Genomic DNA, 22737 nt, shown 5'->3' with positions numbered 1-22737 from the left:
GTACGTGCCGATAAGAATGGCGCGCCTGTCGAAGATCGTTTATTGTCTTGGCACGTTAGGATTAGCGGCCGGATTGGCATTGTCGGGATGCGATTCAAGAACGAAACCGGAGGCGGTCGATTTGGACATTTACAACGAAAAAATGTACGCCAATCCTTTTCCCTCCTTAGAGGAAGAATGGGAGGATTACGGCAACGGAGACCCGTATGTACTGCGGCATGACGGCCGTTATTATCTGTATGTCAGCACGAAGGATCACCGGACGGGCATCAAGGGGTGGGTATCGGACAATTTGGTCGATTGGAGGTATGCGGGTCTGGTGACGGAGGATCCCGTATCAACCGGGGCCTATGCCCCCGAAGTGATTTACTCGAACGGCTGGTTCTACCTATACACTTCTCCGGCGGGAAGGGGACATTACGTGTACCGCAGCGAATCGCCGACAGGCCCGTTCGAAAGAATCTCCGAGAACGTCGGAATGAGCATCGACGGCTCGGTGTTTATCGACGATGACGGTTCCTGGCTGTTTACCCATGCTGGTTCGTCGGGCATTGTCGGCGTTCCGATGGATGGCCCTGCCGAATTCGGTGTCGGTCAGACGATTCCCGGTCCTTATCTGGGGCATTGGACGGAAGGGTCCATGATCATCAAGCGAAACGGTACCTATTACATGACATATACCGGAAATCATGTATTCAGCAAAGGCTACCGCATCAATTATGCCGTGTCGCATGATTCGCCGCTTGGTCCGTACAGCATTCCTGCCAATAATCCGCTCGTCATCAGCACCAAGCCGGACTTCTACGGACTCGGCCACAGCTCGACGGTAATGGGGCCCGATCTGGATTCCTATTATCTTGTCTATCATAACTTGACGGGAAGATCCCAGGAAGGCCCGCCCGTCCGTCGCATGAACATCGACCGGCTGGTATTCAACGGAGACAAGATGGAGATTCTGGGTCCTACGAATTACGATCAGCCTATCCCGAGAGGGCCGGTCTTTGCCGATCGGCTGGACGCAGATGCCATCGATGAGAATCTGTGGGAGTCAGCAAAATCGGAGAGAGGCAATCGAATCATCAGCAGGGCGAGCACGGATCGTATCTATACGGCGGAATATAACTTGGTGCCGTCGAAGACACGGGTCGCCGCGTTGTTTGCATATGAGGAGGCCAACCGTTTCGGTTTCGCTGAAATCGAAACGGAACTAAACCGTCTATCCTTGGGCAGGATGGAGGACGGCATCCGTAAAGTGCTCGCCACCGTGGAGCTTCCCGAAGATACGGATTGGTCCAAGCTGCACACGATTCGCGTCGAGCGCGGAGAAGATCGGCTGCGGGTTTACCTGGACGGCACTCTGAAGCTTGATCAATCGGCGGAGCCGTTCGGACCAGGCAAAATCGGATACCGATACGAAACCGGCGAGCCGAGCTTTTCGTATACGGCATTCTCGAACCACGCTTCCGGCAGCAGTGACTTCGATACGGCCAAGCCGCTTCCCGGCAGCATGGAAGCCGTGCATTATCTTAGCGGCGAAGGCAGGGGGTATGCGGTACGTCAACCGTCGGACACCGCCGCATGGCGTCATTCGGACGGAACGGCGATCCGGCAGGCGGAGGATGGGAGCTATTCGGCCGCGCTTACGGAAAAAGGCGACTGGCTGCGTTATGCGGTGAACGTTTCGGAATCCGGCACCTATGCGCTGGACTTGACGGTTAAGGCAGGAGCGGGGCCGACATCCTTTAAGCTGCTCGTGGACGATAAGAAATCCGGAAACTATAAAGTCGACGGCAGCCAATACTCCGGTAGCGAACCCTGGGTTAAAATTCGGGTTGGATCCCTAAAGCTCGAAAAGGGATTACATAGCGTTGCCATTCAATTGGACAGCGACCAAACGATGGAATGGAAAACAATGGACTTCGAGCTGGTCGACGAGCAAACGTTCAAGTTGGAGCATCTTCTGGAACAAACAAGCTCCGAGGACGTTCACGGCCAATGGATTGAAACCGACAGCGGGTATGTCGGCGCAGCCGATGCCGATGCCAAGATGTACGGAGGCAGCCGTCTTTGGTCCGACTACCGCATCCGGACGCACGTAACGCTGGGCGATGATCCGTCCGGTCAAGCGGGCATACTCTTCCGGGTGACAAACGAGTCGGATTTCCGGGATCAAGTGAGCGATTCGCTGATGGGATATTTCCTCGCAGTCACCGCCACGAAATTGGAACTGTACAAACATAATTACGATTCCGAGCTGCTTCAAAGCATCAAAGTTGAGCTGGAACGGAACAAGCCCGTCGGCTTGCGCATCGAGGTAGTTCGCGGCACGATCCGCGTCTTCGTAGAGGAACAAGAGGAGCCTGTCCTGACGTATGATGATCCCCGGGCATTCATGCAAGGGAGAGTAGGCATACGATCGGTTCATGCGGAGCAGATCGAGCTCGGCGACTTAACGGTGGAATCCATAGGAACAAAATAGAAACGATAAACTAACAGAAGATGGAGAGTGGAACATAATGTCTAGCTCGCACAAATATATAAAGGACTATCCCAGACCGCAATTGGTGCGCGAGGAATGGGTAAATCTGAACGGGGAATGGGATTTTCGCTTCGACGATGCTCTGGAAGGAGAAAGCGCCAAGTGGTACGAACGCTTTCAGGCTGACCGTAAAATCACAGTGCCCTTTGCATATGAAACGAAAGCAAGCGGCATCGCGGATGAAACATTTCATCCTTGCGTATGGTATGAACGAAGTGTAGCCGTACCTGCGGAGGCGGAAGGCAAACGGATCCTTCTGCATTTTCAAGCGGTCGATTACGCGGCGACCCTGTGGGTCAACGGCAGCAAAATTGGCATGCATGAAGGCGGATACGCGGCCTTTTCCTTCGACATTACGGAAGCGGTCGAGTTCGGACGCGAGAACAGGATTACCGTTCAAGCCGTGGACGGCAACAGCTGCACGCAGCCGCGCGGCAAGCAGCGATGGATGAAGGACAACTTCGGGTGCTGGTACGTGCAGACGACCGGAATATGGCAAACCGTATGGATGGAATACGTGAATCCGATTCACATCAGCCGGGTGAAGATAACGCCGGAACTGGAACGCGGCGCAGCAAACTTCCATTACGAACTCGGCAATTCCGGGCATAATTACGATGGATTAACCCTTCAGACGATCATCCGGTTTGACGGGAAGCTGATCCGCTCGACGGAAACGAGCGTGGAGCGAGGAACCGTAACGGTCGATGTGAGCGTCGTAAACGAAGCCGTGGGCGAATGGAAAGTCAAGCCGTGGCATCCGAACCATCCGAATTTATACGACGTCGAGATGATCCTGAAGCAAAACGGCAAGCCGATCGACACCGCCTATTCTTATTTCGGCATGCGGAGCATTCGGATCGCAGGGGATCAAATCATATTGAACCATACGCCGATTTATCAGCGGCTGCTGCTGGATCAAGGATACTGGAGCGATACGCATCTGACGCCTCCGTCGGAGGAAGCGCTGCTGGAAGACATCGACAAGACGCTTGCGCTCGGTTTTAACGGCGTACGCAAGCATCAGAAGCTGGAGGATCCCCGTTATTTATATTGGTGTGACCGCAAAGGATTGTTGGTATGGTCGGAAATGCCGTCGACTTACGAATTCGGGGATGATGCGGTCGAGCGGTTCACGCAGGAGTGGATGGCCGTTGTCCGGCAGCATTACAATCATCCTTCCATCATCACCTGGGTACCGTTTAACGAGTCCTGGGGGATAACCGACATAGCCACCGACCGCAAGCAGCAGCAATTTACGGAATCGATCTATCATTTGACCAAGGCATTCGACCAGATGCGGCCAGTGATCGTGAACGACGGCTGGGAACATACGGTTTCGGATATCATTACGCTCCATGATTATGAAGAAATCGGTGCTATGCTGGAAGAGCGGTATCGGGACAAGGATGCGCTATTAGGCAACAAAATCGCGCATAATACACATCGTTATCCATTCGCGCAGGGGTATGGCTATCGAGGCCAGCCCGTCATCATCAGCGAGTACGGCGGCATCGCTTTTACAAGCAAAGAGGGCTGGGGCTACGGGAATCAGGTTCGCAGCGAGGATGAATTCCTGAATCGGTACGAAGGTATAACACAAGCGATCAAGAATTTGCCTTATGTGTGCGGATTCTGTTATACGCAAATTACGGACGTGCAGCAGGAAGTAAACGGCTTGCTGACGGAAGACCGTAAACCCAAAGTAAACGTGGAAGCGATCCGAAGCATCAATCTGGCATGATCGCAGTCGAGACGTATTCGGTTACCCGCGCATGATTGAAAAAACTCACCCAAGGGTGAGTTTTTTTGTTATGAGTACAAAGAAAATACATACCCATCGTATGGATGTCTAACCGTAAACTCGATCGATCATGCAAACATAATCCGCCATACAAGAGAATGTTGGAACGGGACATTTTTTGCGGTTTTCCTGCAAAACAAGAAATAACCAATAAGCTCCTGTTCTTACCTTGCGGCTCTGTCAGGTATAGGGGACCTCGCGTTGGATTACGCCCCATGCGCGGACCGGCCATATTTTTCCTAACGTGTTCATGCAAGAATTGTCCCTGTTCTGCTGCCCTCAGCTTCATTATGGTAGACATACACCACAAGCAAAGGAGGGAATGCGGATGAAATGGTGGTCAACGAACCGTCTCCGATTGATTCAAAATAATCTTCGCGAGACGGACGCCGATATGGATGTGGATCTTTTGATTCGCGAACTCAAGTCGTTCCAAGCGAATGTGCTCATGATGAATGCCGGGGGCATATTTGCGTTCTATCCATCATCGCTTATGCATCAATATGTAACGCCTTACTTAACCAAGGACCTTCTGGGGGAAGCGGTAGAAAAAGCCCATGCTAATGGAATGCGATTTATTGCGCGGTTCGATTTCAGTAAAGCGCATGAATCGTTGTGGATGCGGTATCCCGAATGGTTTTACCGAGACCGTGAGGGACGGGAGGTCAATTATCACGGCATCGTTCATACGTGCCTGAATGGAGCCTATCAGCAGGTGAAGTCGCTGGAGAGCATTCAAGAAGTGCTGGAACGTTATCCGGTGGATGGGATTTTCTTCAATATGTTCGGCTACCAGCATTGGGATTACAGCGGAAATTTCTATGGACCATGCTATTGCCCAAACTGCCGCTTTCGGTTTCGCGAAGTGACCGGTGAAGATTTGCTGGCGTATACCGGGCCCGAACATCCCATGCACGAGCTGTACCGGTCCTTCCAGGAACGGACGTCAAGGGAAGTGCTGGAGCGCATTCACGGATTCGTGAAGTCGCTGCGGTCCGATGTGGCCATTAGCACGTATCACCCACACCGGGTCGATATCGTCCGCAAGGAATCGAATACGTCGCTGACAAGGTGCAGCCCGCCTTGGCTGTATTCAGCCTCGGAGAATGTCGCGTCCATACAAGACAGTTGGAATGACAAGCTGATCAGCAACTGCAGCATTAACGCCATAGACCTGACCTACCGATTCACAGGAGTATCCGAGAATGAAAATGCGATCCGTTTATATCAAAGCATCGGAAGCGGATCGGGGCTGGATTTCTGCATCATCGGGGCATTTGAAGGATATCCGGACCGGGCAAGCTTCGAAACGGTGAAGGAGATTTTCCGATACCATGCGGAGCACGAGGAGCTGTTCGGACAGCTCGGTTCCATGGCTGATGTGGTGCTCGTCAAGCCAGCGGCCCCCGAAGCGGCAGCGGAGTATCACGGTATGTTCAAAATGTTAAAGGAAGAGCACGTCCTCTTCGACGTGGTGATGGAAGAACAGCTGGTGGCTATGGAGTCCAAACTATTGCTTGTGCGAGCGGTTATTCTTCCCGGCGTTCAGGGATTGTCGGTGAAGGCGGCTCGAACGCTGCATCGGGCGGCGGATGCCGGTGCGGTGCTGGTCGCAACGGGAAACGCGCTGGAGCGACAGCCGGAGCTGCTTAAGGAATGGTTTGCGGCCTCGTTCACCGGCGTGAAACAATCGAAGCCGGGCGCTTATCTGGACGTTTCGGACAAGTCGCATTTCCCCGGCGTTGCCCATGGCCGGGACTGGATCGTCGCCGGCGGAAGCTTTGCCCGCGTTGCCTTTGACCCGGATACGACCGAGTGCCGATTGCCATTCATCGAGCCGTCCACGTTCGGGCCGCCGGAGCGTGCCTACGGCCACCGCATCGGAACAGATTACGGTTTGGCGCTGAACAGGCGGGTCGGCAAGCAGGGAACTATCCGAACCGGCGTGTATATGCCTTGGAATCCCGGCGAGCTCTACTATCGCCACGGGTTCGAGGACTACAGGCAGGTAATGGCGGACGTGCTACATGACATCGTGCCGAATCGGGTTGCTGCTACGAACGCGCCCCCATGTCTAGAGTTGTTCGTTCACCGTTTAAAGGAGGGCGGATGCCTGGTTCAGCTGCTGAATCTCTCCGGATATAACGGGACGACTTTTATGAATCCGCTTCCGTTATATGATGTTCAGGTGGAACTGACCGTTGATCGCGTGGACGAGACCGTTGCAGCAAATGCTTCGGGTTCTTGGCCGCAAAAGTGGCGGCTGCCGAGAAACGCGGAAGCGAGGGGCAGGCTGCTCCGTACCGATTCCGATGCGTTGGTGGAAACCTCGCAAGATCGCGTGATGGTGACGCTGCCGCAAATCGGCCGTTATGAAGCGGTTTGGCTGCAGGCCGTGCCTGTCGGCGATCGAAAGGAGCTGATCTCCAGCGATGGCAAAGCTTAAATCTGCTATACCTGCCCAAGGGGCCGACGGGGTCATCAAGCCGGGCCTAACGCTTCGCCCGGGCAGTCTCGCGTCCCGCATCGTCAAGCACCGGGTCATTTATTTGCTGCTGCTGCCCGGGCTGCTCTTCTTCTTGCTGTTCAAAATCGCTCCGATGTGGGGGCTGCTCCTGGCCTTTAAAGATTATAATCCGTTTCTTGGTTTTGCCGGAAGCGAATGGGCTGGATTTAAGCACTTTGCGGATCTGTTCTCTAGCTCCAACTTCTACATTATGTTGCGGAACACGTTTGCGATCAATATGATCGCTCTGATCTTTCATTTTCCGCTCCCGATCCTGCTGGCCCTGATGCTGAACGAAATCCGGCATGAGAGCTTCAAGCGCCTGAACCAGTCCATCGTTTACCTGCCGCATTTCCTGTCGTGGGTCGTCGTGGCCAGCATGACGTTCTTTCTGTTGTCGACGGACGTGGGGATCGTCAATAAACTCATCGCCGAAAGCGGCAGGGATACCGTTTCCTTTCTGTCCAATCCCAATTACTTCTGGGGACTGCTGACGGCGCAAAGCATGTGGAAGGAGGCCGGATGGGGAACGATTATCTTCCTGGCGGCCATGGCGGGAGTGGATCCCCAGCGCTACGAAGCCGCCGTCGTGGACGGGGCAGGCAGGTTCCGCCAGATCTGGCATATCACACTTCCGGCCATCCGGCCAACGATCATCATTTTGCTTATTCTTCGGCTGGGCAGCATGGCGGACACTGGCTTCGAGCAGATTTTACTGATGATGAATCCGCTGGTACGCTCGGTGGCGGAGGTGTTCGATACGTACTCCTACACGCACGGCATTCTTCAAGGGAAGATCAGCATTGGGGTGACGGTCGGCATGTTCAAGGGGCTGGTGGGGCTCGTCCTGATTGTGGCCGCCGACAAAATCATGAAGCGGCTCGGCCATGAAGGCATTTATTAAGCCTCCAACGGCGTCTGCCGCATACTCATTATGCTAAACGAAAGGAGGAATTCCGCGTGAGCTTCGTTATCCGAAAAAAAGGGCTAAGCTTGTTCGATTGGGTCAACTACAGTCTAATCACCATGTTCTCGGTCGCATGCTTGTTTCCGTTTCTTTACGTGTTCAGCGTTTCCTTTACGGATCCCGAGGTCTATGTTCCGCTTAAATTTTATTTGTTTCCCGAGCAGTGGTCCTTGGAGTCTTACAAGTACATTCTATCTACCAACAGCTTTATGAATGCGTTTAAGAGCACCGTTTTCATTACGGTCGTCGGTACCGCTCTCAACATCGTCGTTTCCTTTACGATGGCCTATGCGCTGACGAAACGGTCCATGCCCGGCAACCGCTGGGTAATGGGGCTCGTCATCTTCACGCTGGTGTTCAGCCCGGGCATCGTGCCCAACTACTTGCTGGTCAAGGAACTAGGCCTGTTGAATTCCTACTGGTCCATGATCTGGCCGAGCTTGACCAACGCCTGGAGCTTGATCGTCATCAAAAGCTTTCTGGATTCGCTTCCATCCGAATTGGAGGATTCCGCGAAAATGGACGGCTGCTCGGATATGGGCGTGTTTTTGCGGATGATAATCCCGCTGTCGATGCCGGCGATCGCCACCTTCACCCTGTTTTTTGCGGTCGGGCATTGGAACGCCTATTTTAACGCCTTGATTTACTTATCGGATTCCAGTAAGTGGACGCTTCAGCTGTTGATTAAAACGCTGGTCATCGATTCCAATTCGGTGGCGGTGGCCCAGGCCGGGGCAAGCGACGAAAATGTGGTGCCGCAGGAGACCATCCGGATGGCCTCAATTGTACTCGCGATGGTACCGATCTTGGTTGTTTATCCTTTTCTACAAAAGCATTTTGCCAAAGGAGTCATGCTGGGATCGATTAAAGGCTGATGAAGGAAACGGCGCATCGATGCCCTCTGCATCGGATATGCAGCCGGTAGGATTGAAAGCGTTATCCTGCCGCAATAGGCGGGAAGGAGATAGGACTCTGCTTCAAGAACAATAGATGGATGATGAGCATCCATAAGGAGGGGTTTACATGAAAAATACATCAAGTAAGGGAAGCTCGCACAAATGCTGGACATTCTGGCTCGCAGCCCTCATGACCGTCGTCATGCTGGCCGGATGCGGTGAACAGGCTGGCGAGAAGCCGCAGACCGCCGGGGGACCGGAAGCGGAAGACACGGACGGCAAGCCGATGACAATCAAAATGTTTGCCGGTCTCTATAACGAAATCCCCGACATGAATAATGATTATTGGAAAGAATGGGAACGCCGTACCAACGTCAAGCTGGACGTGGAATGGGTGCCGTCGGGCGATTTGGACACGAAGCTGGATTTGCTTCTGGCTTCCGGTGATTTGCCCGAGGTCGTGGCATATCAAAACCCGATCCGCCCCACGCTGATTACGGCGATTCAGAACGGCGCGTTTTGGGATTTGACCCCGTTCCTAGGGGATCTCAGCGAGTATCCGAACCTGAAAAGCAATCTCGCCCCGGATGCACTGAAATATTTGTCGGTGGAGGGGAGCATCTATGCGGTGCCGCGGTCCCGATCCAGGATCGACGGCGGGTTGAAAATAAGAGAGGACTGGCTGAAGCAGCTGGACATTCCGATCCCTACCGATTTCGATGAGTATAAAGAAGCGTTGAAGAAGATCGTCGATGCCGATATGGACGGCAACGGGAAGAAGGATACGGTAGGTCTCCTATATATCAATAACCCACCCGCATCATTCCAGGCCGGTTTCGGCGTATACAATCCGACCTATACCGATGACGGCGGGCTGATGAGCCCGTCCCTTACGCCTCAGTACGTCGAGATGGTGGAATGGCTGCGCGGTCTGTACGCAGATGGCCTAATGTCCAAGGAATACGCGGTCATGAAGGAAAGCCAGGCGGAGGAGCTCTTCAAGACGAACCGAGCCGCTTCCTATGGCCGTCCGATCTGGTGGGATCATGAATGGGAGCAGGCCATGAAAAAATCCGGTCAACCCGACGCGAAAATCCTGAACGTGACCTTGAAGGGACCGAGCGGGAATTATGCGGTCGGTTTGGAAACCGGCGTTGCAGGCGGCTTCTATATTTCCAAGAAGGTGCCTGAAGAGAAGGTGAAGCAGCTGCTGAAATATTTTGACCAGACGGCTTCCCAGGAAATGACTGATTTTGCTTACTACGGCATCGAGGGTGTCCATTATACCGAGAAAGACGGGCAGAAGGTGCTGACGGAGCAGGGGGTCAAGGAAGTCAATACGACGAGCAAGGGTGCGGGCGTACTGGCTTATGCCAAGTGGGGCAAGGTGATTAGCGCTTCCGGCGATAAAGCCTTTAACGATGCCAAAATCAAAGAGGTGGAAAATTACGACGAGATCGGAAAAATCGACCACTATCGCGTCATCACGTCCGAGGGCTGGCGCAGCACATGGCCTAAATACAGCGACGAATATGCTTCCATGGTGACAAAGGCGATTGTCGGGCATATTCCAATGGAGGAGTTCCGCGCTTACGTCGATAGGCTGAACAGCCAGCCGGACATTCAGGAAGCGTACCAACAAATGGCGGAGGCATACAAGCAGTTCAACGGGGAGTAAGGACAGTCTGCTCGGGCGGTCTCGCAGTCTGGAGCGAATATGCCGGAGAACGGGAGGAGACAGCATCATTGAAGTCTCTGTTCCACCGGCTGTCTCCGTCTTGCGAATCGCCCGTCTGTTGCCAGTTTGAAAAGAGACGGAGGTAAGGCAATGACGAAGGTTAAAGACGAACGCTTCTGGTGGCACAAGCCGCTGCGCGTCATCCAGCCCAACATGCAGGTCCGGGATACCGCCTGCATCGACCCGCCCCGGCTAGCCGCGCAGCTGAAGGAGATGGGGGCCAACGCGATGGTTTTCAATACGGGAGGTATATATGCCTGGTATGATACGCAGATTCCGTACCATACCGTGAACGGATATCTCCCGGAGGGGCGCGATCTCCTCGGAGAGCTGATCACGGCCTGTCACCTTGAAGAGCTTCGTTTTATTGCCCGGTTCGATTTCAGCAAAGCGGATGACAGCGTGTACCTACGGCGGCCGGAATGGTTTGTTCGCAAAGAGAGCGGCCGTCCGGAAATCATCGGGGCCGAACGGCCCGGACCGTGGCCGCTCTTGATGTCGACCTGCATCAATGGCGGCTACCGCAATGCGGATGTCGCGGTTCCGGTGCTCCGGGAAGCACTGTCGCGGTATCCGATCGACGGTATTTTTTTCAATAACCCCGGTTATGTGTTCTGCCGCTGTGAGCGGTGCCGTCGCAAATACGCGGAACGGTACGGCAAGGACCTCCCGGACTCCCCGCAGGAGATGGAGCCGGATTTTGCTGCAGGATGCTTCGATGACAATATGGAAGCGATGTATGACCTGATCAAGCGGGAGAGGCCGGAGGTGCCCATGATTCTATACTACAACCTCCACCGCGACAATCTGACGAAGCGCGTTCAGATCACTGATATGCTGTGTACGGAGCCGCAGGACGTGCTATCGCTCGGCCATGCCCGGATCCCCGAATTCTGGAAGCCGGCTCTCAGCATCAAGGTGGGGCGGTCGGTTCCAGGCAGGCCGGCTCCGTTTGGCATCGTGCATTCCTGCCCGGGCATGGACTGGCGCCATACCGGGCTTCCGGTAGCGGAATACCGCTTCTGGCTGGCTCAAATTCCGGCCAACGGCGGTCAGATCTGGCATTCCGTCACGGGCATACCCGATACGATCGAAGACAAGCGGATTTTGAAGACCGTAGCCGAGCTGAATCATCATGCCGCCAAGCTGGATGCCTATATGGACGGGGCCGTATCGGCTGCGGAAACCGCCCTGCTCTGGAACGAGCGCGGCGAGGCGCAGAGCTGGGCCGAAACGATGATCAACCGGCAAATCCCGTTTGACGTGCTGCTTCCCCAGAGCAGGAAGGAATGGGAGTTGGGCCGCTACCGCGTTGTACTGATTCCTGAAGGAACGGAATTTACCCCGTCCTTGATCCACGACTTGCGTTCGTACGTACATAGTGGGGGACAACTGCTAACGGAAGGGGCGCTTCCTTCCGCTGCAGCCGATGCCGTCGTAAAGCCGTTACATGACCTGCTCGGCATTTCGGATGAAGCCTTCAAAAGCGAATACCTGATTGCCTCCTATTTGCGGTTTCAGGAGCTGCCGTGCGAGATCAATCCGCTTCAACAGGGAATGGATACGACGGCGCTGATCGCTCACCGTGGTTATGTGACCTATGCTCATCCGCGGAATGACGCGGTACGGGTGCTGGCGACGCTGGTGCCGCCGTTTTCTCCGCCGGAAAGCGTGGGAGCGCCGCCGGAACGGGCATCGCTGCCAGTATCCCGTACCGAACTGCCCCTTGCGCTGGAGCAATCGTGGGGTGCCGGCCGCGCCATGTATTTCACGTTCTCGCTGGGTACGCTGCTTCGTGAATTCAAGCTGCCCGAGCACGAGATGCTGCTGGCTAACGCGATCGACCATTTGCTCGACGGGAAGCCGCAGCTGTCGGTAACGCCGTATCCCGGACTGCAGGCCACCCTCTTCCGAAGCAGCAGTGATCTGCTGCTCCACTTCGTGAACGGAGCCGGCCGCCGGCCGCTTGCAGCGGCGCTGCCTCTGCACGACATCGAGGTCCGGCTGAGACCGGGAACTAGATGGCCTACGGGGAGCGGCTTTAAACTGGAAACGCTGATCGGCGGAGGCTATATAGTAGGATCCGCAGCGAACGACGTATTGAACTTCACCTTGCCGCGGCTGGAGGTTTGGGAGTGCATCCGGATCCCGCTAAATCCCACCGTTACCGCTGTTGGGGAAGGATAGAGGAGTCGGGAGGACGAAGTATAACAGGGTGTAGGATCATCCGTAGAGAGTTGCGGATGGCACAGTGATCCGCAGGGCAGTTCCTGCCGCGGGAACCGGAGGTGAAAATCGTGAAGTCTCTTTGGCAGCATATTCAGGCATCGTTCCTCCGCTGGTTCTCCGCGAACCGCTATCTGAAGCGTCTGATTTGGCTCGGATGTCTGTCGGCCGTAATTCCGGTGATCCTAGCCGGAAGCGCGTACTATCATTTCTCCATGAAAAAGCTGACGGTCCAATTCCAGGAAAATAATATGGCGTCCTTGATGCAGCTGAAGGACCGCGTCGAAAATATCATAACGAGCATCGAGCATGAATCGCTTCAACTTGCCAGCGGTCCGCTGATTCGCAGCGCGCTGGAAAATCCCGAATATGAGACGGACTACATGCAGCAATTGGATATACTCCAACTGTTTCAGCTGCACAAAAATACCAATAACCTGATCGAAGACATCCTGTTTTACGATGTTCGGCACAGGCTGCTCCTGTCGCATTCCTATGGCCTGGTCCACCTGGACGGGTATAAAGGAAAAGAAGATATTGAGCAAGCCCTGGCGAGGGAAGGCGGAGCGAGGTGGATGCACCTCCCAAAGTCGTCGGAGAACGGATACGTCTCTTACGTCCGCCATCTTCCCGTTATGGTGCAGGGCCAACCGAGAGGCACCATCCTAATACAGGTGAAAGAGGAATCGCTTCGCAGCCTTTTGAACAATTATTCCCTTTCCCTGGAGGAGCAGTCGCTGGCCATTCTGGACTCCGATCACCGGGTCCTGCTGCATACGGATGGACGCAGCGAGATCGGCAAAACCGCGGATGAAGACTCCATTTTGGGATCTCTGCTAGAGAGCGGGGAAACGTCCAGCCATGACGTGATGACCGGGGAGGACGGCAAGGAACTGATCGCCTTTTACAAGACGTCTATGGGCCGTCTATACGTGTCCCGGATGCCGGAGCGGGAGATGATCGAGCAATTGAGGTGGATCCGCGTCCTGATCGTCATGTCGGTGTCCGTCTTTATGCTGATCGCGGTATTGCTCACCTGGTTCTCGTCCAAAATCGCGTACAATCCGATCCAGCAGCTCCTTCGTTACGGGGAGCATTTAAGAAGAAACGGCAGGAGCGGGGTAGAGAGCTCCGTCAAAGAGAATGAAATCGAGTACATCCGCTCCTCCCTTAGCTACTTGAACGAGCAGGCAGAATCCCTGAACAGCTATATTCGAAAAATTCAACCGGATTTACGGGAACGATTTCTGCAGCGTTTGCTGCTGTCCGGAAGCTCGTGGCGGTCCGGCACACTGGAGGAGGGGTGCGCGAAGCACAAGATCCCGATGAACGGACCATATGCCACGATGGTGGTGAAGGTCGAGAATCCGGTGAAAAAACGATTCTTGCCTAACGAAGGTCCGGTCATCGTGTTTGCGGTCAAAAACGTCATGTCCGAGCTGCTGGCAAACAACCGGCAGCTGGAAGGCTACGTGGTGGACCGGGAGGATCGTGAAGCGGCGGCGATTCTAAGGCCGGGAGAGCCCGGGGCTTCCTCCCAGGAGTTCCGCAGCCTCCTCGCATGTTATGCGGAATCCGTCAGCCAGTCCCTGGCGCGCTATCTTTCTTTCTCCGCGTCCATCGGCATCGGCAATACTGGAACATTGAGCCGGGCGGCGGAATCCTATAAGGAGGCGCAGCTTGCTCTGCAATATCGCCTGTTCCATGATGCGGAAACCGTACTGTTCTATGAAGACATGATCCGCATCGTGCGTAATCCCGTGTTCATGTATCCGAAGGACATCGAATCGGAGATGATCGAATATTTGTGGAACGGGGATCTGCCGCAGGCCGAGGCGTCGCTTCATGAATTTTCCCGGCGGATTCGGGTGTCGGAATCGTACAACGTGACCTCCCAGAGCTATTACGTGCTGCTCTCGGCCATTGTCCAGTCGATGGAGGAGAAAGGTCCCGGCGTGCTGGAGCTGCTGGGGGGGAATCTGTTCGATCAGCTGAAGGAGAACCAGACCTCCCGCGAAATGCATGACTGGTTCATCGGCGTCCTGTTCCCGCTGTATCAGGAAATCAGCCATGACCTGCGCACCCGATCCACCCGCCTGATCGTTCAGCGGGTATGCGGCCATATCAGCCGTCATCCCGATGGTGCTCATTCACTGGCGGACTGCGCCGAGCTGGTGGGTGTGAGCCCGTCGTACCTCAGCCGGCTGTTCAAGAAGGAGATGGGCGTATCCTTTGTCGAATATGTCATGAACTTCAAAGTGCAGAAGGCGAAACAGCTGCTCAAGGACACGGATTACACGGTCATGGAGATTGCTGAAATCGTCGGTTATTCCGAACGGAACCTGAACCGGGCCTTTCAGCGTTTCGTGCAGATGTCTCCACGGCAGTATCGGCTGTCGGTAAGATAGGAAAACCAATGAAACAGGCTTAGGCTTATACAGAAAAAGGAGAGGATCACATAATGACAATCGCACCGAAACAAACGACCGTAGGATTTATCGGCTTGGGCGTAATGGGCCACAGTATGGCAGGAAATATTCGGAACGCCGGCTACTCGCTTCACGTTTACACGCGAACCGCCTCCAAGGCGGAGCGGCTGGTGGCGGACGGCGCCGTTTGGCACGATACCCCGGCAAAGCTGGCGCAAGCCTGCGACGTAATCATTACGATGGTGGGCTATCCGAAGGATGTCGAGGAACTCTATTTAGAGCCGGAAGGGCTGGTGGCGCATGCTAGGGAAGGGGCATATCTGATCGATATGACGACGTCCAGTCCGCTGCTTGCCCGCCGCATTTATGAAGCCGCCTCGTCGAAAGGGCTCCATGCTATGGATGCTCCGGTCTCTGGCGGTGACGTGGGTGCACGTGAAGCGAGGCTGTCCATTATGATTGGCGGGGAAGAGGGAGACGTCAAGGCGGTGCAGCCTCTGCTGTCGACGATGGGAAGCAATATCGTCCATCAAGGACAAGCCGGCGCCGGACAGCATACAAAGATGTGCAACCAGATCGCTATTGCCTCTAACATGATGGGAGTCTGCGAGGCGATGGCCTATGCGGAGAGCGCCGGGCTCGATCCCGAAACCGTGCTCAAGAGCATCGAGAGCGGAGCGGCGGGCAGCTGGTCGCTTAGCAATCTGGCTCCGCGCATGATTGCCGGGAATCTGGAGCCGGGATTCTATATCAAGCATTTCATCAAGGATATGGGAATCGCGCTGGAATCCGCTAAGGCGATGAACTTGGTTACGCCGGGCTTGTCCCTAGCTGAATCGCTGTACAGCCAGCTGGCCGAGAAGGGATTTGAGGATAAAGGCACGCAGGCTTTGATTCGATATTATACGGGTGGATGAGAGTCGGATTCTTTTGCCTCAATAACATAACAGTCTCGATTTCTCCGGTAGGACGGATTGAGGCTGTTATTTATTTTGGGACATAGGGAAACTTATCAGGATAAGTCATGGATCCTCAAGCACTTAATTTTTGGCGATTACGATTAAGAGAAGCTTGTCCATGATGCCCGTCGGGATGTTGATATTCGGACCGTTGATTGGAAACGGATTACTCATGCTCGAACTGACTGCTTTGATCTCCCGCAATAAGTGAGTGGTCGAAGCCAGCTTGCCGCTGCCGGGAGCCGCTGCTTCGGATATAAGGCGGAAAACGATTCAAGATTCTAGCGCTATCCTTTAGATGATGTTACGATATGATGTATATTGAATGTTAATTGGAACTGGAGGTCATTCTTACATATGAAAGACATGAATCATTACAATACCTTTATTCAAGTTGCCGAAGACTGCCCTGCTAGCGTGGCTGTAATTCCGAAGACTAAAGGTGAGTCTAAGACCGTACCGGTTATTCAATATGAGATGATATCGAACCACCCTTACCGATATACGCAAGAGGATGTGTTGTTCGAAGTGTTTGCCGAGCGCAATCAGATCTCGGAAACGGAGAGAGCAGCCGCTCGCGAGAAGTTTTTTTCCAAAGGGCAGCCTTGTCTCCGAACCTCGTCCTTGGGCAAGCGCTATGGCTGGGGGATTCATCATGACGCTGAAGGGAAAGTCGCGATTTATGCCGTAGAGTCAGATGAATACATAAAACTCATGAACGATAAAGGCATTGCTCAATTTAAGGCGATGCGCTCCAAAAGAGCCTAGGAGCTATATCGGGAGGATACACTTTAACGGTAACCCAAACTCCATGGGGATGGGTTCTCTATAATATGCATACCAAGTCGCCAAATAGGCGGCTTTTTTTGTTTGCCGAGAGATACGAGTTTCATTTCTAAGATTTAATTTTCAATTAACAAAAACCTGCATTCTATTCAATTAATCTTTTTTACAATCAATCACGTAGGGTTATTAAACCGGTTTAATGATCAAGCATTTCCATCAGACTCTGCAAGAAGAAAGGAACAACAATAGATGGCTACCATTGATGACGTCGCCAGAATGGCTGGAGTATCCAAGGGAACCGTATCCAGTGTCTTTAGCAAAAAAAGACCTATCAGCCAACCCGTTACGAAGCGGGTACTAGAGGTGGCCCAAGAACTGGGATATTACCCCAATCATCTGGCGCGAAGTCTGGCAATCAAGAGGACAATGAGCATCGGCCTCAAAATACCTCTCCCGCCTGACGGGACAATGACGGCATTCGATACTCAGCTGATTAACGGGGTCATCCAGGAATGCTCCAAGCAAGGGTACCGCCTAGTTCTGGACACCTTGCCCGAGCAGGAGGATCCTACGTTATATTCGCAGGATCCTGTCGATGGCGTCATTCTGCTCAACCCGCGAAAGAATGACTTGCGAATCCAACGGTACCGTACGATGGGTACCCCTCTTGTTCTGGTAGGGCGATCTGATCCGTATGACGATTCGATCAGCTACGTGGATAACAACAATACAAGCGTGGCTCAACAGGTTGGAGATTATTTGCTCCGGGGCGGACATAAAACCGTGCTTTTCCTGAATGCATCCTCCGATATGACCGTGTCCTATGATCGGAGACATGGCTTGTTGGAGGCTTATAGAAAGCACGGTTTACCGATGTGTGAAGAGTATGTGGTGTACTATGACCACATGCTGTATGCCAACGGTACGGAATACGGATATATGTCGATCATGAACACCTATGGAAACATGAACTATACGGCAGTCATTACGGATACGGATCGAGTGGCACTTGGCGTGCTGAGGGCTGCCAGGGAATTGGATATCGAAGTGCCCGAACAGCTATCGGTGATCGCTCTCAGCAATGATGCTATTTTGGCTCAGGATATGAATCCAAAGCTTACATCTGTGGAATTGTCGGCTGAGACGCTCGGAGCTGAAGCGGCCAAGCTCTTGTTCGAGAAAATAAGCGATAAGCGTATCCACAGGCAAATCATCATACCTGCACAGCTGGTTGTAAGGGAATCCTGCAATGTACTATTTTAACGACAATTAAGGAGTGGATTAGCTTGGTAAAAAGAAACAAGATCATGAGTGCAATCCTGGCTGTATCTCTGTTCGGCGTGCTGCTTGCGGGTTGCTCCCCAAACGCAGGCAGCAGTACACAGGAAGGCGGCAATGCCGCGTCCCAAGCTGCATCGAATGCCGAAGAACGCACGCTCAAAATCATGACGGGCGTCATTGGCGGGAAAACGTCTGAAGAGAATACGCAGTTCGAGCAGGAAATCGAACGCCTAACCGGCATCAAGGTAACGATGAATAAGCCGGCTGCCGACTATGACCAGAAGCTGCTGGCCGCCATCGCTTCCGGGGAAAAGTTCGATTTGCTGCAGATCAGCAAAGAGAAAATGTCCACTTTTATTGATCAAGGAATCCTTACACCGTTGACCGATCAAGTGACCGGCTCCAAGGTACTCTCGGATCCAAATGTCATTCCCGCCAAGGAGTGGGAACAAGTCAAGACAAAAGATGGGGAGATCTACGGCATTTTCACCAAGTACCAGGGAGGCACGATGCCGATCGTTCGCAAGGACTGGTTGAACAAATTAAACCTGCCCGAGCCTGAAACTTTGGAAGATTATTACAATGTCCTCAAAGCGTTCACCGAACAAGATCCGGACGGCAACGGAAAAAAAGACACGTATGGGCTCAGTACGGCCGGCATGTACGAACTGCAGGGCTTCTTCAGCGCAGCGGGCCTAAAACAACGATATGTGGAAACCGCGGAAGGCAAGCTGGACGTGCCGTATTCCACAGATGCGGCCATCCCGGTTTATGAATGGCTGAACAAGCTTTTTAAGGAGGGTATTCTTGATCCGAACTTTACCACGAACGATACGGGCAAAATGCGCGACCTGTTCCTGACCGATCGTGTCGGCATGATTACGTACTGGGACGCTTGGGTAGGCATGCTGAACAACACGCGTCACGAACAGGATCCGAATACGAAATTCGAAGCGAAGGGCTTGCCGGGTGCTGCCGATGCGAACGGTAACCACATGTTGCGAAGGGGCGATCCGGATGTATGGGTTGTTCCTGTCAATGCGGAGCATCCGAAAACAGCCTTTGAATTCATTGAATGGTGGCATTCCGAGGAAGGGATTACCCTAGGCAGCCTGGGCATTAAGGACGTTGACTACACAATTGACAACAGCGGCAAGTATGTGCTGACTCAGACCGGTAAAGAGCATGCCTCCGATCACGGCGTTCCTTTCTGGTATAACCGTAACGTCGAAGCACCCTTCGGTAAACTGCCAGGCGTTCAAGAAGCGCAGGAGCTCGTCGATCAATACGCTTCCTTGGAATTAACGCCTCCAAATTGGTCGAATGCCGAGAAGATTATCAATGAACATTCCTTCAAAGCGATCATGGGCGAGCTGCCGGCTGCCGATGCCGTAAGGAAAATGAGAGAAGAACTTAAAGCAGGCGGGTATATCGATTAAAGCTTTAAGGGGAGGGGGCGGCGACAACTCCGCGCCCTCTTTATTTTCAACCATGGTGGTGATTTTCCGTGAAAGCCTTATTCAAATACAAAGCCCTATATTATATGATGATCCCAATCTTGGCCTATTTCCTGATCTTTTCCTTTTATCCGCTTGCCCGCGGACTTGTCATCAGCTTTCAAGATTACCGGCTTATCGGAGACCGGCCGTTTATTGGGTTCGATAATTATCTGAGCGTGCTGAAGGACCCGGTTTTTTGGGAAGTTTTCAAGAATACCATCTTTATCGGCGCAGGAAGCTTTATCATCAACTTCATTTTGCCGCTAATCCTTGCGCTCTCCTTAAATGAAGTAGCTTCTGTCTGGTTCAAAAAAATGACCCAGATGATCGTTTATTTACCTCATTTATTTTCCTGGGTCGTCGTAGGCGGGATGTGGATTCTCCTGCTGTCCCCGGACACCGGCATCGTTAACCAGATCATTCAGCTCTTCGGGGGTCAGTCGGTCGGTTTCCTGTCTTCAGACCGTTATGCCCGCATCGTCATGATCCTTACCTCAGGTTGGAAAGAGATGGGTTATACCTGCATTATGTACTTGGCCGCCATCGTAAACATAAATCCATCGCTTTATGAGGCTGCTAGCATGGACGGAGCCAGCCGCTGGCAGAAGGTCCGTTTCGTAACGATTCCGATGCTTCGTTCCACCATGAAAGTGGTCATTATGCTGAATGTATTAAGTATCCTGCGCTTGTTCGATCAAATATTTGTGATGAGTAATGGCGCCATTGCAAATAAAGTAGACGTCATTATGATGTACACCTATCAAAAAGGGATATTGGAGTTTAGCGTTGGTCCTGCTACGGCGGCCGGGTTCCTGGTGATTATGGCAACATTCACACTTACGTATGCAACAAGAGCGGTTATCCGCTACGATGAAGGGTGAGTCGGTATATGAAATCAACGAATAAAATAAGCTTATCAGGCCGGTTTTTTGATACGTTCAATTTTCTTTTCCTCCTTCTGCTCATATTGACCATGATTATTCCGTTTATAAATACACTTGCCCTTGCATTTTCATCTAATTTTGCTTCCATGCAGCCAGGGATCGTACTGTGGCCCAAAGAATTCAGCCTGGAGGGATTCTCCACGGTATGGAGCCGCATGAAGCTCTATTTGGCTTTTTCGAACAATGTCATTGTCACCTTGGTCGGTACGATAGGTCATGTATTCCTAAGTTCTATGGCGGGCTATGTACTGATTCAGAAAGGACTTCCCGGAAAAAAGTGGATGTTATCCGCGATCCTGTTAACGATGATGATTCCAAGTGAGGCTATCATGATTCCGCTGTATATCGTGAATCAGGATCTAGGACTCCTTAATACACTGACCTCCCTGATCCTTTCGGGTTTCGTCTCCGGCTTCAGCGTCATGCTCATGCGAAATTTCTTTCTGAGCGTTCCCTACGAGATGTCGGAATCGGCCCGAATCGACGGCGCCGGGGATCCGCGGATTTTCTTTACGATGTACTTGCCGCTTGCGAGAGCAGGACTGGCAACGGTCACCCTGTTTGAGTTTGTTAGTCGCTGGAACCAATTCACGCCTGCTGTCCTTTACATTAATGACTCATCCAAATATACACTGCAAATAGCGTTAAAATCACTCATTGTCGATAGCGATTCGACCTCGAGCAATTTCATGATCACGACCAATGTCAGAATGGCGGGCATCGTCATTGCCTTGCTTCCGCTTATCATCATTTATCCGTATGTGCAAAAGTATTTCGTCAAAGGGATGTTTGTTGGCGCAAATAAAGAATAAGCAGGAATGAGGAGGAGTTTGCATGGTAAAACGAACCAAGTCGGTGTATACATCAACTTTCCAACGATTTATTGAGCATTCGGAACAAAGTACGTACATTGAAATTCCATTCCAGATGCCACAGAACGTCGAAAAAATTCACGTGAGCTATCAGGTGGAATCCTATGGCATTGAAAGCGCAAAAGCTGTCATTGATCTTGGCGTTCGGGACAGCGACAGCGTAAGAGGCTGGAGTGGAGGAGCACGCCAGGAATTTAATATTGGACCGAATCAAGCGACTCCAGGATATCTGCCCGGACATTTAGCGCCGGGAGAATGGGCCATTCTCCATAACGCCTACAAGGTGCCCGTTGAGGGCTGTATGGTCTCGATTATAATCGAGTTTACATATAAGTCACCGCGTTGGCTGAAGGGTGATCTTCACACGCATAGCGTTCATAGTGACGGCACTTATACACTGGAAGAAAATGCGGCCATTATGGAGAGCCTGGGCTGCGATTTTATTGCCATGACCGATCACAATACAAGCAGCCAAAACCTTGCGTATCCGCGCGGGACTTCGATACTTATGATACCGGGTACGGAGTTTACGACGAATTTTGGCCACAGTAATTTTCTCGGCGTAAAGAACCCCATGGATGATTTCCGTGTCTCGGAGATATCCGATGTGCATGAGAAGTTTCGAGTCGCTCGCGAGCGGGGGGCCAAGATCGTACTGAATCATACGCACTGCGATAACTGCCCTTGGGAATGGGATTTCGAAGTGGATTACGACTGGGTGGAAATTTGGAACGGGCCATGGGGAGAGCGCAACAGACGCGCGCTTTTTTGGTGGCAGGAGCAGCTCGCCTCAGGGAGACGCCTGGTAGCTGTAGGCGGAAGCGATGTCCATCGTCCGGATACATATGTGAAGCATGCAATGCCATGCGTATGGGTTTGGACCGATGAAAGAACGGTGGAGGGCGTGCTGAAAGGCATTGAGGGAGGTCATGTCGTGATGACCTATTCGCCTGACGGACCTTTTGCCAACCTTCAGTGCGGTGAGTACGGGATTGGAGATCAAGTCCCTTATGAGCAAGCCGATCAACAGGTGGTCGTTCAGTTGGATGATTTGCTTGCAGGCGATCTGATTCGCCTATACAGCGAGCGCGGTTTAGAGGAAGAAACTTCTGCTGACTCGGTCGGGGGAGTTATACTTACGTTTAACGCCAAACAAAGAAGATTTTTACGAGCAGAAATTTGGCGGAGTTTCAAACAGGCGGATGGCATGTCGATGGCGGTTGTGACAAACCCCATCTATTTTGAATCAAAATAGATACACCGGAATTGTATCCAGAGGAGCAGAACATAG

The 22737-nt window shown here is 52.7% G+C and carries 15 protein-coding genes; all 15 read left to right on the top strand.

Annotation, left to right across the window (positions count from 1 at the left end):
• Positions 1–4: 4 nt before the first annotated feature.
• The 15 genes from OHJ21_RS10245 (at position 5) to OHJ21_RS10175 (ending at position 22701) form a co-directional block, all read left to right on the top strand.
• Positions 5–2479 (top strand): family 43 glycosylhydrolase, encoded by a 2475-nt coding sequence (locus tag OHJ21_RS10245; protein ID WP_243390726.1) that lies wholly within the window; start codon positions 5–7, stop codon positions 2477–2479.
• A 37-nt stretch (positions 2480–2516) separates the two neighbouring features.
• Entirely contained in the window at positions 2517–4283 is a 1767-nt protein-coding gene (locus OHJ21_RS10240) for a glycoside hydrolase family 2 protein (RefSeq protein WP_100537541.1), read from the top strand.
• Between the two features lie 388 nt (positions 4284–4671).
• Complete coding sequence (locus OHJ21_RS10235) at positions 4672–6789, top strand: family 10 glycosylhydrolase (RefSeq protein ID WP_243390725.1); 2118 nt, start codon at positions 4672–4674, stop codon at positions 6787–6789.
• Positions 6776–7753, top strand: coding sequence for an ABC transporter permease (locus tag OHJ21_RS10230; RefSeq protein WP_100537539.1), 978 nt, complete (start codon positions 6776–6778; stop codon positions 7751–7753). The genes OHJ21_RS10235 and OHJ21_RS10230 overlap by 14 nt, the downstream gene beginning before the upstream one ends.
• A 56-nt stretch (positions 7754–7809) precedes the next feature.
• The gene (locus OHJ21_RS10225; protein WP_100537538.1) at positions 7810–8691 is read left to right on the top strand and encodes a carbohydrate ABC transporter permease; all 882 of its coding nucleotides are present in this window, start codon (positions 7810–7812) and stop codon (positions 8689–8691) included.
• A gap of 148 nt (positions 8692–8839) precedes the next feature.
• Positions 8840–10390, top strand: coding sequence for an extracellular solute-binding protein (locus OHJ21_RS10220; protein WP_100537537.1), 1551 nt, complete (start codon positions 8840–8842; stop codon positions 10388–10390).
• A gap of 150 nt (positions 10391–10540) precedes the next feature.
• Positions 10541–12637, top strand: a complete 2097-nt coding sequence (locus OHJ21_RS10215; RefSeq protein ID WP_100537536.1) for a hypothetical protein — start codon at positions 10541–10543, stop codon at positions 12635–12637.
• Between the two features lie 110 nt (positions 12638–12747).
• On the top strand, positions 12748–15084 hold the full coding sequence (locus OHJ21_RS10210) for a helix-turn-helix domain-containing protein (RefSeq protein WP_100537535.1): 2337 nt from the start codon (positions 12748–12750) through the stop codon (positions 15082–15084).
• 53 nt (positions 15085–15137) lie between these two features.
• A complete protein-coding gene (locus OHJ21_RS10205; RefSeq protein WP_100537534.1) occupies positions 15138–16022 on the top strand; it encodes an NAD(P)-dependent oxidoreductase in 885 nt (294 codons plus the stop codon).
• 399 nt (positions 16023–16421) lie between these two features.
• Complete coding sequence (locus tag OHJ21_RS10200) at positions 16422–16832, top strand: DUF6157 family protein (protein ID WP_100537533.1); 411 nt, start codon at positions 16422–16424, stop codon at positions 16830–16832.
• A gap of 267 nt (positions 16833–17099) precedes the next feature.
• Complete coding sequence (locus OHJ21_RS10195; RefSeq protein ID WP_100537532.1) at positions 17100–18113, top strand: LacI family DNA-binding transcriptional regulator; 1014 nt, start codon at positions 17100–17102, stop codon at positions 18111–18113.
• A gap of 23 nt (positions 18114–18136) precedes the next feature.
• Positions 18137–19570 carry an extracellular solute-binding protein gene (locus OHJ21_RS10190; protein WP_100537531.1) on the top strand — a complete coding sequence of 478 codons (1434 nt, stop codon included), beginning with the start codon at positions 18137–18139 and terminating at the stop codon, positions 19568–19570.
• 107 nt (positions 19571–19677) lie between these two features.
• A complete protein-coding gene (locus OHJ21_RS10185; protein ID WP_486020001.1) occupies positions 19678–20511 on the top strand; it encodes an ABC transporter permease subunit in 834 nt (277 codons plus the stop codon).
• A gap of 8 nt (positions 20512–20519) precedes the next feature.
• On the top strand, positions 20520–21386 hold the full coding sequence (locus OHJ21_RS10180; protein WP_100537529.1) for a carbohydrate ABC transporter permease: 867 nt from the start codon (positions 20520–20522) through the stop codon (positions 21384–21386).
• A gap of 22 nt (positions 21387–21408) precedes the next feature.
• On the top strand, positions 21409–22701 hold the full coding sequence (locus OHJ21_RS10175) for a CehA/McbA family metallohydrolase (protein ID WP_486020000.1): 1293 nt from the start codon (positions 21409–21411) through the stop codon (positions 22699–22701).
• The last annotated feature ends 36 nt before the right edge of the window (positions 22702–22737 follow it).

The sequence above is a fragment of the Virgibacillus sp. LDC1 genome (genome assembly GCF_025792345.1).
GTDB classification, from domain to species: domain Bacteria; phylum Bacillota; class Bacilli; order Paenibacillales; family Paenibacillaceae; genus Paenibacillus_AQ; species Paenibacillus_AQ lautus.
The sequence above is the reverse complement of the archived record's forward strand: the minus strand, read 5'-3'. Positions and strand labels throughout refer to the sequence as shown.

Excerpts from the sequence above, each read along its gene's own strand:
- OHJ21_RS10195 (WP_100537532.1), top strand. The coding sequence starts at position 17,100 with ATGGCTACCATTGATGACGTCGCCAGAATGGCTGGAGTATCCAAGGGA.
- OHJ21_RS10235 (WP_243390725.1), top strand. The coding sequence starts at position 4,672 with ATGAAATGGTGGTCAACGAACCGTCTCCGATTGATTCAAAATAATCTT.
- OHJ21_RS10215 (WP_100537536.1), top strand. The coding sequence starts at position 10,541 with ATGACGAAGGTTAAAGACGAACGCTTCTGGTGGCACAAGCCGCTGCGC.
- OHJ21_RS10200 (WP_100537533.1), top strand. The coding sequence starts at position 16,422 with ATGAAAGACATGAATCATTACAATACCTTTATTCAAGTTGCCGAAGAC.
- OHJ21_RS10240 (WP_100537541.1), top strand. The coding sequence starts at position 2,517 with ATGTCTAGCTCGCACAAATATATAAAGGACTATCCCAGACCGCAATTG.
- OHJ21_RS10230 (WP_100537539.1), top strand. The coding sequence starts at position 6,776 with ATGGCAAAGCTTAAATCTGCTATACCTGCCCAAGGGGCCGACGGGGTC.
- OHJ21_RS10220 (WP_100537537.1), top strand. The coding sequence starts at position 8,840 with ATGAAAAATACATCAAGTAAGGGAAGCTCGCACAAATGCTGGACATTC.
- OHJ21_RS10180 (WP_100537529.1), top strand. The coding sequence starts at position 20,520 with ATGAAATCAACGAATAAAATAAGCTTATCAGGCCGGTTTTTTGATACG.
- OHJ21_RS10205 (WP_100537534.1), top strand. The coding sequence starts at position 15,138 with ATGACAATCGCACCGAAACAAACGACCGTAGGATTTATCGGCTTGGGC.
- OHJ21_RS10185 (WP_486020001.1), top strand. The coding sequence starts at position 19,678 with ATGATCCCAATCTTGGCCTATTTCCTGATCTTTTCCTTTTATCCGCTT.
- OHJ21_RS10175 (WP_486020000.1), top strand. The coding sequence starts at position 21,409 with ATGGTAAAACGAACCAAGTCGGTGTATACATCAACTTTCCAACGATTT.